Genomic DNA, 12745 nt, shown 5'->3' on the forward strand with positions numbered 1-12745 from the left:
GTTGCCATCCAACGCCATCAATGATGCACAGGAAAGACATGAAACCTGGGATGATCGCGACCCAGTAGCAGACGTTTAAAGGTTACGGGCAGGTCAATGAAGAGCTAGCCGCCTGCACCCGTCGGCGCGTCCGGCTCCATANTTTCAGGATACTGCACGGTCTCCGGGCTGGGAACTTCGGGCTTCGGCGACAAGGCAAGCCGGACACCGGGGCCACCTGCGGCCGATGTCTGATTGTCATCAATAAATTTCACGCCCGCTTGCTCGAGTGACGTTACAATCTTGCCGATCGTGTCTACCTGGCCACCAAGATCACCCTCGGCAGCTTCCAGTCTTATTATTGTCGACTCGGAAACGCCACATGCGGCAGCCATGTCAGACTGGGACCAATCCAATAACGCTCTAGCAGCCTTGATCTGTGGAATTGATACTTTTTGTATTGCCATCGAACATTCCCTTATTGGTATCGAGATTGCGCTGCGAAACAAGAAGGTACGACATAGTTGCTGCTTCAGTAAACGCAAACGAATGCTTCATCACCCTTATGACCCGCCTGCACGTCGAGCTCAACACTATCAGCGAGCGGACCAGCGAAATGGGTGTAGGCGGTGGACCTGATCACGGAAGGTGAGATGTGGTTCTGCAAGACGTGGTTCGGCACCCCAGAGACATCGCGGGGCGCTTCACGGCCACATCCTTGTCGAAAAACCGCACTCGTCCATTACATTTAGGATGAGGCAAGCCAGTTCCATGCAGGTGCATCGGTTCCTTCAGCTCCCGTTTCGCCAAGTACCTTGGAGAGCCTCACCATCAAAGCGTTTCCCTCGGCGTCAAGTTGTGCAACCAACTCCTCCGTATAAGACACGACCAGATGTTGAGACCTGTCACACGCCCTGGTGATCAAACGAGACAGGGGCGCAAGGAGGCTGGGATGCAGACTGGTTTCAGGCTCGTTGAGCACCATCAGGGAGAGAAGCAGAGAGTTGCCAGGCTTGTACTGTGCCTAGGCGATTTGGTTTCCGGATATCAAATGCTCCTCTCTAACGCCTTGAACGGATTAGAACCGTGGACTCCTTCAGGAGAACCGCAAAATTGCAGCGGAGCGGCGTGACTCAGAGACGCGCGTGCCTGCCTTGTGTTCCGTCATTATGCCGATAATCTAATGGACCTTGAAAGGGTTGCGCTTAATTTTCTGGTCCTCTCAATGCGCCAGAGCTTACTTCAAAATGGATCAGTTCTGTACGGGAAGGTAAAAAGGCGCGGCTCTGTCTCGAAGTGCGACTTCTGCTCGGGATCATCCTTGTTCTCGCAGGTGAACTCAGACCGTTATGCTTCGTCTGGCTATCGTGATGTCCGTTGGACTACTCGAGGCGCTGACCGCCATCTGCATCGAACAGATGGACGGCCGCGGCGTCTGGAATCACCTTGATTACTGCACCGGGTGACAGGGCCACACGCTCGCGAAACACGCCGATGACTTGTGTGTCGCCAAGCCGCATCGTGATCTGCGTTTCGGCGCCCATCGGCTCGACCAGCAAAACTTCCGCCGGTATGCCGGCCGGATCCAGCCTGAGATGTTCGGGCCGGATGCCGAAGATCGCCGGACGGCCAACATGGCGCTGCGCTTCAGCGGGCAACGGCACTGTCAGACCGCCCGTGGCAAAGCCATCCGGGGCGATCGTTCCTTCAAGGAAATTCATCGACGGCGAGCCGATGAAGCCGGCGACGAAACGGTTGGCGGGGCGATCGTAAAGATCGAGCGGCGCACCGATCTGCTCCACCCGCCCGCCGTTGAGGACGACGATGCGGTCGGCCATGGTCATCGCCTCAACCTGGTCGTGGGTGACATAGACGGTAGTGGTCTTCAGCTTCTGGTGCAGCGACTTGATCTCGCCGCGCATGACGACGCGCAGTTTGGCATCAAGGTTCGACAGAGGTTCGTCGAACAGAAAGACCTGCGGATTGCGAACAATCGCCCGCCCCATCGCCACGCGCTGGCGCTGGCCTCCGGACAACTGACGCGGATAGCGCTGAAGCAGGCTTTCGAGGCCGAGAATGCCGGCCGCCCAGTTCACCCGTTCCGTTATCTCGGCCTTGGACCCGCCGCGGTGCTCGAGCGAAAAGCCCATGTTGGTGGCGACCGTCATGTGCGGATAGAGCGCATAGCTTTGGAACACCATGGCGATATCGCGATCCTTTGGATCGAGATCGTTGACGATGCGGCCGCCGATATCGAGCGTGCCGCCGCTAATGGTTTCGAGTCCGGCGATCATCCGAAGCAGGGTGGACTTGCCGCAGCCGGACGGACCGACCAGCACGACGAACTCGCCATCGTTGATACCGAGATCTACACCATGGATGACGTTAACGGAGCCATAGCTCTTGCGGATATTGGAAAGGGTGACCTGAGCCATGATGGGATCCTGTTGTTCAGCCCTTCAGGCCGGTGTGCGCTAGTCCTTCGACGAACTGCTTCTGGGCGATAATGAAAACGATGAGGACGGGCAGCGCCGTCAGCGTGGCGGCGGCGAGCTGGATGTTCCACATCGGNCCCCCATAGGCGTCGGTGTATTGCGTCAGTGCCTGCGGCAGGGTGAACTTGTCGGCACTCGACAGGAACACAATGGGTTCGAGAAACAGGTTCCACGAGTGCAGGAAGGTGAAAATCGCGACCGAGGCGAGCGCCGGCTTTGCCAGCGGCAGCGCGATCTTGCGGAAGATCTTGAAGCGGCCGAGGCCATCGACGCGGGCGGCCTCCTCCAGTTCGGACGGCAGCGTCACGAAGAACTGCCGCATCACGAAGGTGGCGAACACGCTTGGTGCGCCGAAGATCGGCACCAGGATCAGCGGCCAATGGGTGTTGACCATGCCGGCCTTCAAAAACATCTGGAACAGCGGCACGATCGTCACCTCCGAAGGGATCAGCAGGCCGAGCAGGACGATCATGAAGATCGTATCTGCGTAGGGAAATCTGATCCGCGCGAAGGCGTAGCCGGCCATCGACGACACGACCATAGTACCGATTGTGACGACAGCGGCGATATAGGCCGAATTCCAGTACTGCTGGACGAAAGGCTGCAGCTCAAAGACTTTCGAGTATGTCGTCCAGTCGTAGTTCTGCGGGATCAACTGCGGCGGGAAGGCAAAGATGTCGCTGATCGGCTTGATCGACGAGGTGACCATCCACCAGGTCGGAAAGACAAACGGAATAAGCAGCACGCACATCAGGCCGTATAGCGCCACCCGCAGGCGCGGTGAAAGGTCAGNTTTCATAGAACACGATCCTCTTGCGCATCTGCCACTGGGCAAAGGTCAAGACGGCGACGATGACGAAAAGCAGGATGGAGAGCGTCGATCCGTAGCCGAAATAGTGGAACTGGAAGGCCTGCTGGTAAAGATAGTAGACCAGCACCGTGGTCGAGAGGCCGGGGCCGCCCTGGGTGAGCACCGCGATCTGCGCGAAGACCTGCAGCGAACCGACGATGGTGATAATCGAGGTCAAGAGGATGGTCGGGCTGATCAGCGGCAGGGTGATCCGGCGGAACTGCTTGAAGGCCGGTGCGCCATCGATGCGGGCCGCCTCGTAAAGCTCCCTCGGGACGCCCTGCAGGGCGGCGAGGAACAGGATCATGTTGAGCCCGACATTCTTGAACACCTGCACGACGATGACCGAGATCATCGCGGTCACGTCCTCGCGCAGCCAGTTCGGGCCCTCGACGCCGATCATCAGCAGCATGCCGTTGATGCCACCGTTCTTCTGCAGCAGAAAGCCCCAGACGATCGTCCAGGCGACCAGCGAGACCACGACCGGCGAGAAGAACAGCGTGCGGAAGATGGCGATGCCGGCGAGCTTCTGGTTGAGCAGCACGGCGAGCAGGAGCGCCAGCGACATGTTGAGTACGACGAGACCAACCGAGAAGATGGCCGTAGCGCCGAGCACCTCGAGAAGGTTGGTATCTTCAAGCACCATCCGGTAGTTCTGGCTGCCGGTGAAGGTGAACGTGTTGGCCAGCACATTCCACTCATGCAGCGAATACCAGAACACTAGGCCGAGCGGCACCAGCACGAAGGTGATGATGCCGATCAGTTGTGGCGCGATGAACAGGAAGCCGGCGAGGCTGTCGCGCCGCGCGATCGTCCAGAACGGCGGTAGTGCGCCGGTCTTCGACGTTTCATGATGATGCTGCGCAACAGCCATGACGATCTCCTCAGCGCTTCAAGAGCGGGCCGATCTGGCCGCAGATCTTCTGCAGCGTGCCGGGCACGTCCGCTTCCGGGCGCCAGATGGCGTCCAAGTTCGAGCGGACCATCTGCTGGATCTGGGCAAAGCCGCTATGCCCGGGCATCACCTTGCCGGTAGCTATGCCGTTGATCACGACCTTTTCGATCTGCTCTTGGCTCAGCAGCGGATTGGTCTTCTTCAGCACCTCGGCATTCAGCAGCGACTTGCGTGCCGACGGGAAGAACTGGCTGAGCTTCGCCGAGTTTTCCGGGTTGGTCATGTAGGCGACGAACTCCGCCGCAGTCTTGGCATTCTTGCCCGATTGCATGACGCCGATGCCGGCCTGACCGATCAGCGCATACTCCCCGGCCGAACCCTTTGGTAACGGCACGAGATCCCAGGAGAACGGCTTGTCCTTGGGCAGCAGCGAGGCGCGGCTGATCTGCGTGATGGTCATCGCCGCATTGCCGGCGAAGAAGTCGACGGTCTCGCCGGGGCCGGGCATCGCCTTCTTTGTGAAGATGGCGTCGTGGATGAACGACAGGGCGTCCGCCATCGGCTTGTCGGCCATGCTGCAGGTCTTGCCGTCCTCGCTCCAGGGCGAAGCGCCCCAGCCGTTCCAAACTGAAGTCAGATACTGCCAGTTCTGGTAGTTGAAATCGCGCACGACGAGGCCGCCCTTGCCGGATTTCCCGACGGCTGAAGCGGTCGCGATGGCGTTCTCCCAGGTCCATTCGCCGCTGGCGATCATCTCTGCCGGCGTCTTGGCACCGGCGGCCTTAATGACGTCGTTGTTGACGAACATCGCAAATGGCGAAGTCGAGAACGGATAGGCATAGAGCGCGCCATTCTGCGTCCAGCGTTCGGTCGCACCGGCGCTGACTTCCTCGAGATTATAGCCTTTGGCCGCCTTGAGCGTGTCCGTCAGCGGATAGAGCGCTCCCGACTTGACGAAGTCGTAGGCCGAGGTCTCGAAGATCCATGCCATGTCGGGGGCGTTGCCACCGGCAACCTGGGTGGTCAGTGCTGTCGTGTAGGTATCGAACGGCAGTGACTCGAAGGCCACCGTGACGTTCGGATGCTCTTTCTTGAAGCCGGCGGCGATGTCGTTGAACAGTTTCAGATGTGCCTCGTTAGCACTCCAGATGGTCATCCGAAGGTTCACGGCGTCCTGAGCCTGGGCAATGCCGCCCAGCCCCAGAAGACCGAGCGCGAAGACAGTCGATTTCAACGTCAGGTGATAGGGCATTCCCAGTCCTCCTCCAAAGATGGGTTCGAGCTACAGATGGTAGTTTGGCTTAATAGGCCGCGACCTCGGGCCAGCGGATCTCGATGCCCTCGCGGGTCAGTGCTGCCTGGAAATCGTGAAGGTGCTTGTTGTCGGCCTGCACCTGATGCGGCGTCAGGCCCTTTTCGAGACTGAAGGCGGCCAGCATTCCGGCAACCTCGCCGATATTCCATTCGACCGGATGCAGGCGGTAGCAACCGTTGGTGATATGGGTGGTGCCGATGTTCTTGCCGGCCGGGATTAGGTTTTTCATCCGTTGCGGCAGAAGTGCGCCGAGCGGGATTTCAAACGGGCAAGACGGCACGTCTACATAATTGTCGCCGCCGGTTGATGGGTGCAAGTCAATGCGATACATTCCAATGCCGATGCTATCGCGGTATCGCAGGGCTCCTTTGTCACCACGAACGGTGTGGGAAAGGTCCTGCTCAACAATGCGGGTGACAGGCTTGATGCGGCGACTTTCACGAATATAGGGCGCCATGGCGAGGCCGTGCTCTGTGCCGGTGATATCGCCACGCAGGCGCAGGCCGTGAAAACCCTGACCGCCATCGAGGCGCGGCGCTTCCGTCTGCAGCCAGTAGAAGACCGAATAGGACAGATCGGCGGCCGACTTCAGGTGCCGTGCCTTGTCCTCTTCGGAAACGTCGATGATGGTGCCATCCATGTAGTCGATCATCGGCCAGTTCACGAGGCAGATATCAGACGTGTAGAAGCCGGGCGTAAAATTCTTGCGGGCCGCAATGCGACGAAAAATCCAGAGGTTCTCGTCACCGCCACCCTTGCGCTGGTCGGCATCGACGAGAAGCGGATCGTCATCGGGATTGGGTGTGAAGGAGCGGGTCGTGTGCTCCAGGGTGCGCGGATGCGGCGCGGTCAGGCCTAGCATCGGGCCACCCCAGAAATGCGGCTGGTACTGTTTCCAATAGTCGTAGNTTTCCGGCTTGTCGATCGTCTGGTCGCCATCCACGTNGTCGATGGCAAAGCAGATCGACACGGCCTGGACATTGTCCGGCTGCGCTTCTGCCGGGGCACTCGGTTCGCCCGTATCGGACTGGGCCTCGAAGCCCTTCGCGTATTCGGTCCCGGTCATCGGCAGGAGATCGCCAAGTTCGGTCGCATCGATAATGTAATCGGCAAAGATCACGATCTCAGCGCCGCTGTCGCGGTGGCGGACGGTGATCGAACGGACGGTATCGCCGTCAACGTCGGCTGCCACAGGCCGATAGAGCTGCAGTACCGTCAACCGGTCGGCGCCGCGATAGGGTGCGAGCATGCTTTCCATGACGGCAAGGCTGACGCGTGGCTCGGCACAGATGCGGCTGACCCAGCCGGCACCGGGATTGAGATCGCCCCAGGCACGGGCGCCTTCGGTCAGCGGATAGTGATCACGATAAAACTGGCGCACGCCCTGGCGCAGCTTGCGATAGGATCGGGTGATGCCGAACTGCTCGACCCATGTGTGTTCGTCGGACGGCACGGCCTGGCTGGTGAGCTGACCACCGATCCAGTCATATTCCTCCGTCATGATGACGCGTTTGCCTGACCGCGCAGCACCGAGTGCTGCCGCAACCCCACCAAGACCGCCACCCACGACAAGAATATCTGCTCGCATCTCTTTCACGTCATACCATCCGTTTTTTGTGCTGGATCTGAAGGACTAGGTCCTAGTGTCTCTCCCTCGACGGGCTCGCAGGGAAGAAGGATCTGAGTGCCGATGCCGCCGGTCTCGATTCGGGTCACCAGCATGGCTGTGGCCTGCCGGCCCATCTCCTCTCGCGGGATCTCGTAGGAGGTGAAGCGCACCGCGCTGCGTCCGGCGCGGATGTGACTGCCGAGCACGATCATCGACAGATCGCCGGGCACCGAAACTCCACGCTCGCGCGCCAAGATCTCCACCCGGACAGCGTCGGCCAGTTCGATGAAGAAAGCTGCCGTTGCGCCCGAGTGTAAGATCGCATCGAGGATCTCTTCGGCGGGGCGATTGACGGTGGCGATATGTAACGCCTGTTGCGCACCGGTGGCCGAAAGCGCCGCCTGGTATCCGAGCCAGCGGTCGGCAACGGATTCCGCCGGGCCCTGCGGCCCGACGTAGGCCAGTCTCGAATGCCCGAGCAAACAGGCCTTCTCCACCAGCGCGCNGGTGCCGGCGGCATAATCGCCACCGACGTAAGGAACGGGTCCGCCAGCGTCCTCACGTCGGCCGATCGCCACGAATGGATAATCCTCGGCCACAAGACGGGCGAGTTCCGCGCGATCGAATTCGCGCCCGAGAACCAGGCAGCCATCGGCAATGCGCAGTCGGTTGTTTTCTGNAAAGATCTTGCGGTTGTTGCCAACGCCGGCGCTGGTCAGAAGCAACAGGTCGTAGTTCTGCTGCTGCGCTTCTTCCTCGATGCCGAGCAGGAAGGGCGTGAAGAAATCCGCCTGGGCGCTCGGGAAGGCCGGCTCGTACGTGAAGACGCCAAGGATGCGGTTCAGGCCCTTGGCCATCCGCCGGGCAATAGGGTCCGCGACATAACCGGTGGCCCGGATGACCTTCTGGANCCGCTCGCGGGNTTCCGCCGGAATGCGTGCCACAGCCGTTGGCGCACCATTCAGGACAAGCGAGACCGTGGCCTGGCTGACGCCTGCGAGCTTCGCGATGTCGATCTGGGTCAGTCGCTTGGTTGCTGCCACGTTCTTGCTTCCATAAGCCGNAAATCTGCTAATACGTATTAGCTGCTAATGCGCATTAGCAATTTTTGCACATCTTCTGTCAAGAGNAAAAATGAACGACGCAGCCAAGTTCGGCATCGACCAACCCCAGCTTGGAGTAAAAGGGCGCTTTGAAGTGCGACAGAGATGCGCTGGGAAAGGCCTGCTTTGCAACGCGTCTGACGCTCCAGTCGCGGAAAGCCGCGAGAGCACGAAGCCTATCAATCCCGTGCAAGACTTGACACTTCGAATTGCGCGGCAAGCAAACGGTCGGCGGTCACTCGCAATCTTACGGAGAGCAAGTCAGTTCCGGGANTTTCGATATTCAAATAGTGGAGATTTCCGGAAAGTCCCCTAGGTAGCTCAATGATTTCAGTAATCCAGATGCTGGGCCGCCGCCAGANTTTGCATGAAATTTGGNAAAAATTGCATTCACGACCATATGTCGCTATAGTGAGTGCAGGAGCTAACCCATGACGAAGTTACAGGAATTGAAAAAGCATCTGCGGTCCGGCAAGGTCTACCGTCGGGAGGATCTCACCCAATGGTCGTCGTCTGTCGATCGGCATCTTCAGCAGCTGCTGGCAGAAGGATACCTGACCAAGCTATCGACCGGCGTCTATCACCGGCCGAAGCAGACCGCGTTCGGCAAAGCCCCCGCCGAGGATGACGCGCTCGTCGAGGCTTTCCTGAAGGATGACCGTTACCTCGTCACCTCGCCCAATGCCTATAACAGCCTGGGTGTCGGCGCGACGCAGCTCTATAACAAGACCGTCGTCTATAACCATAAGCGCCACGGCAACTTCATGCTGGGCGGCCGAGAGTTCGAGTTCCGCAGAAAGCCAGCCTTCCCCAAAACCCTGACCAAAGAATTCCTGCTGGTCGACCTGGTCAACAATCTCGACCAGCTGGCCGAGGACCGCGATCAGGTGCTGGCCCGCGTGAAGGAACGTGCCCTGCAGGGCAATCGCACCGCCCTCACCCGTGCCGCCAAGGAATACGGCATGGTGCGCACGCGTAAATTCTTCAACACCCTCGCCGCCGACACGCATGCCAGCTGATTTCCTCCATAAGCACAAGGATTTTGCGTCCCTGCTGCGCATCGTCGCTGAGCAGATGAAGGTGCAGCCGGTGCTGGTCGAAAAAGACTACTGGATCATGCATTGCCTGTACGGCCTGCAGCAGTTGGAGATGACGTTCGAGCTGAAGGGAGGCACCTCGCTATCGAAAGGATACCGCATCATCAACCGCNTTTCGGAGGATATCGATATCCGTATCGAACCGCCGAAGGCGATGGAGGTAAAAACCGGCCCTAATCACGACAAGGCGGCGCATCGTGAAAGCCGGAAGGCCTTCTATGACTGGCTGGCCGAGACAATCACGATCGACGGTATCCNAAAGATCGAGCGCGATACCGAATTCGACAACGAGACGTATCGCAGCGGCGGCATCCGCCTCTACTACCCCGAGACGACCGGCACGAAATCGGATCTCAAGGACGGCGTGTTGCTCGAAGCCGGCTTCGACACGGTGGCTCCCAATATCGACAGGGATATCAGCTCCTGGGCCTATGATTACGCGGCATCTCGCGTCGAGCTGATCGATAATCGCGCAATGGCCGTTCCCTGCTACGAGCCCGGCTACACGCTGGTCGAGAAGCTCCAGACCATTTCCACCAAATATCGCAAGCAGCAGGAAACCGGCCAGTTTCCCGCTAATTTCCTGCGGCACTATTACGACGTCTTCTGCCTACTGGACCAGCCGGAAGTGCAAGACTTCATCGGTACAGAAGCCTATCTTGCGCACAAGGACCGACGTTTCCCGAAGGCTGATGATCAGAACATAAGCAGCAATCCCGCTTTCAGCCTTTCCGACCCCGGGACGTTGGGGCTTTACGAGCGCGCATATGAGTGGACCTCGGCTCTCTATTATCATNGCCGGCCCAGCCTGAAAGAGATCCTTGCCCGCATCACCATCTACGCGGAGCGTCTCTAACGAGAGACGTCGCATCCGGCTGATCTTCTCGAAAGTCCACTTATTTACGTGTCCGGGTGGACGCCTTCGCTATGCGGTATTAGGACGAGCTCATACCGCAGATCCGCCGGTGACCGCAGTTAACAAACCAGGATCGACATCTTTGCAAATCGACTATCTTACCTCGCCTTGATAGGAATCGAACCTTTGACACTCTATCTCTGAAACTTGAGAGAGCCACGATTTAAAGCGATAATTTCCTTTCTTTTTTGTTGCCATTTCGTTCTGCACGGCATTTTGGGCTCGACCATTCGGGGTGATTGAAAATTCAAGCCCTCAAAGCATCAACGACAACCTTGAATGCAGGTGAGTTCTGCCGCCTGCTTGGATAGAATAGGTAGTATCCTGTAAACATCGGAGACCAGTCATCAAGGATTTGTGTCAATTGTCCCGACGCGCGCTCTTTTTCAACGAGACTTTCCGGCACATAGGCGATGCCATATCCGGCAACTGCTGCATCAATCATCGCGTATGACGAATTGAACGTCAGTTGCCCCTCAACACGGACCCGGACTTCTCTGCCATCCNTTTCGAACTCCCAAGCGTAAAGGCCACCTGCTCGCGATTGCCGGTGATTGATGCAATCGTGACCCACCAGTTCTTGCGGCGTTAAGGGAAGTGTCCGAGCATCCAGATACCGAGGAGACGCGACTGCGACCAACCGCCAGTCTGGGCCGATGCGAACAGCGATCATGTCCTTGTCCAGGCTTTCACCCAAGCGGACACCTGCATCGAACTTCTCTTCAACGATATTTCGAAACCCATTATCACTGTTCAGCTCGACCTTGATGTCGGGAAACTCGTGCAGCATCGATCGCAGTTTAGGCCACACGACGCTCTCAAGTGCATGATCGGAGAGTGTTATCCTGACCGAACCAGACGGTTTGTCCCGGATCTCCATCAGAGCATCGATCTCGGTTTCGATTTCCTCAATGCGCGGCGCCAGTGATCTAATCAATCTCTCACCGGCTTCCGTCGGAGCGACATTGCGCGTTGTCCGCGTCAGCAGGCGAAGACCCATCCGAGCTTCAAGTTTTTTGATTGTGTGGCTGATGGTTGATTGCGAGGTGCCAAGTTTCGCCGCAGCCTTGGTAAAGCTTCGCTCCTCGGCGACCGCCAGGAACCACAGCATGTCATTGAGATCTTCCCGTTTCATGGTCGCCTCCGCCTTCATTGATTGATGTCATAGATCGATAAGTCCAAGCGAATTGCAATGGCTAATCTTAATACTGAGCCCGACATATAGTGGCGCCATGACACATCAAGCTTACACCTCATCCGACTTCGACAACGGTGACAATGGCGCTGCAACCCCGGTGGCACAGACGTCGCATGAACCCAAAGCAGCCTGGGGAGCCGTCTTTTCAATGGCCTTGTGCGTGGCCGTTTTGATTGCCTCTGAGTTCATGCCGGTGAGCCTCCTCTCACCGGTTGCAAACGAACTGGGCGTGACGGAAGGTCGTGCCGGCCAGGCAATCTCGATCTCCGGGGTGTTTGCTGTCTTGACCAGCATTTTCGTCGCGGGACTGGTGCGCAGGTTCGACAGGCGGATAGTTCTCGCCGCGTTCTCATTGATGCTGGTGCTCTCGGGAGCGATCGTGACGTTCGCTCCTAACTATACCGTCCTGATGGTTGGGCGCGCTATGCTCGGTGTCGCCATCGGCGGGTTCTGGTCGATGTCGACCTCGATCGTCATGCGGCTTGTACCGGAGGATTCCGTCCCCAAGGGCCTTGCCATGCTAAACGCAGGCAATGCGATTGCAGCAACGATATCCGCGCCGCTGGGAAGTTTGCTCGGGAGCTATATCGGCTGGCGCGGCGCATTCTTTACCGTCGTCCCTCTGGCACTTGTCGCACTGGTTTGGCAGTGGATGAGCCTGCCGTCGCTTCCGCCCCGCCGCCACGAGGGTTCGTCGAATGTTTTCAGGCTGCTCACCCGGCCTCAGGTTGCCATCGGCATGATCGCGATCCTGTTGCTGTTCATGGGTCAATTCGCCCTGTTTACATATCTGCGCCCATTTCTGGAAACCGTCACCTCAGTCTCGATATCGACGCTCTCGCTCCTGCTTCNTTTGATGGGTCTGGCAGGCGTCGCCGGAACCACAATCGTCAGCCAACTGCTGCACAAACACCTCTTCCTCATCCTGGGCACGATCCCTCTCATCATGGCGATCCTTGCAGTGGGACTGATCGCGTTCGGATCTTCCCCGATCATAACGGCCGCACTCCTCATTGGCTGGGGCCTGTTCAGCACGGCCGCTCCCGTCGGCTGGGGCACCTGGCTCAGCCGCACCATGCCTGACGATGCGGAGGCAGGCGGCGGGCTTCAAGTCGCAACCATCCAGCTTGCCATTACGCTGGGCGCTTCGATCGGCGGCGTGCTGTTTGATGGCTACGGCTGGTGGACCGCTTTCCTCTTCGCAGCAGGGCTACTTGTTGGCTCGTTCCTGCTCTCCATCGCCGCATCGCGTTTCTCGACACGCCCATAAACTGTCACGGCGGTCATT

Annotated in this window: 11 protein-coding genes; 3 read left to right on the plus strand and 8 right to left on the minus strand. The window is 58.5% G+C overall.

Going from position 1 to position 12745, the window contains the following annotated elements:
- Nucleotides 1-104: 104 nt before the first annotated feature.
- The 7 genes from CUC55_RS03830 to CUC55_RS03865 all read right to left on the minus strand — a co-directional run bounded on the left by CUC55_RS03830 (nt 105) and on the right by CUC55_RS03865 (nt 8186).
- Nucleotides 105-446, minus strand: a complete 342-nt coding sequence (locus tag CUC55_RS03830) for a helix-turn-helix transcriptional regulator (protein WP_103087035.1) — start codon at nt 444-446, stop codon at nt 105-107.
- A 915-nt stretch (nt 447-1361) separates the two neighbouring features.
- On the minus strand, nt 1362-2414 hold the full coding sequence (locus CUC55_RS03840) for an ABC transporter ATP-binding protein (protein ID WP_067653361.1): 1053 nt from the start codon (nt 2412-2414) through the stop codon (nt 1362-1364).
- 16 nt (nt 2415-2430) lie between these two features.
- A complete protein-coding gene (locus tag CUC55_RS03845) occupies nt 2431-3273 on the minus strand; it encodes a carbohydrate ABC transporter permease (RefSeq protein WP_103087036.1) in 843 nt (280 codons plus the stop codon).
- Complete coding sequence (locus tag CUC55_RS03850; RefSeq protein ID WP_103087037.1) at nt 3263-4198, minus strand: carbohydrate ABC transporter permease; 936 nt, start codon at nt 4196-4198, stop codon at nt 3263-3265. The genes CUC55_RS03845 and CUC55_RS03850 overlap by 11 nt, the downstream gene beginning before the upstream one ends.
- Before the next feature lie 10 nt (nt 4199-4208).
- The gene (locus CUC55_RS03855; protein WP_067653356.1) at nt 4209-5471 is read right to left on the minus strand and encodes an ABC transporter substrate-binding protein; all 1263 of its coding nucleotides are present in this window, start codon (nt 5469-5471) and stop codon (nt 4209-4211) included.
- A 49-nt stretch (nt 5472-5520) separates the two neighbouring features.
- On the minus strand, nt 5521-7122 hold the full coding sequence (locus tag CUC55_RS03860; RefSeq protein ID WP_103087038.1) for an FAD-dependent oxidoreductase: 1602 nt from the start codon (nt 7120-7122) through the stop codon (nt 5521-5523).
- Nucleotides 7123-7127: 5 nt separating this feature from the next.
- Nucleotides 7128-8186 carry a LacI family DNA-binding transcriptional regulator gene (locus CUC55_RS03865; protein WP_103087039.1) on the minus strand — a complete coding sequence of 353 codons (1059 nt, stop codon included), beginning with the start codon at nt 8184-8186 and terminating at the stop codon, nt 7128-7130.
- A 491-nt stretch (nt 8187-8677) separates the two neighbouring features.
- Here CUC55_RS03865 and CUC55_RS03870 point away from each other — a divergent pair, with 491 nt between their 5' ends.
- Both CUC55_RS03870 and CUC55_RS03875 read left to right on the plus strand, forming a co-directional pair.
- Nucleotides 8678-9265 (plus strand): DUF6088 family protein, encoded by a 588-nt coding sequence (locus CUC55_RS03870; RefSeq protein ID WP_060504954.1) that lies wholly within the window; start codon nt 8678-8680, stop codon nt 9263-9265.
- Nucleotides 9266-9362: 97 nt separating this feature from the next.
- Nucleotides 9363-10199 (plus strand): nucleotidyl transferase AbiEii/AbiGii toxin family protein, encoded by an 837-nt coding sequence (locus CUC55_RS03875; protein ID WP_425352735.1) that lies wholly within the window; start codon nt 9363-9365, stop codon nt 10197-10199.
- A 307-nt stretch (nt 10200-10506) separates the two neighbouring features.
- Here the strand turns inward: CUC55_RS03875 and CUC55_RS03880 are convergent, their stop codons facing one another.
- On the minus strand, nt 10507-11394 hold the full coding sequence (locus tag CUC55_RS03880) for a LysR family transcriptional regulator (RefSeq protein WP_103087085.1): 888 nt from the start codon (nt 11392-11394) through the stop codon (nt 10507-10509).
- A 211-nt stretch (nt 11395-11605) separates the two neighbouring features.
- On the opposite strand from CUC55_RS03880, the gene CUC55_RS03885 reads away from it, so the two are divergent.
- A complete protein-coding gene (locus CUC55_RS03885) occupies nt 11606-12727 on the plus strand; it encodes an MFS transporter (protein ID WP_103087086.1) in 1122 nt (373 codons plus the stop codon).
- Nucleotides 12728-12745 lie beyond the last annotated feature (18 nt).

Origin of the sequence: Agrobacterium bohemicum (assembly GCF_002896715.1) — a bacterium.
Lineage (GTDB): Bacteria > Pseudomonadota > Alphaproteobacteria > Rhizobiales > Rhizobiaceae > Agrobacterium > Agrobacterium bohemicum.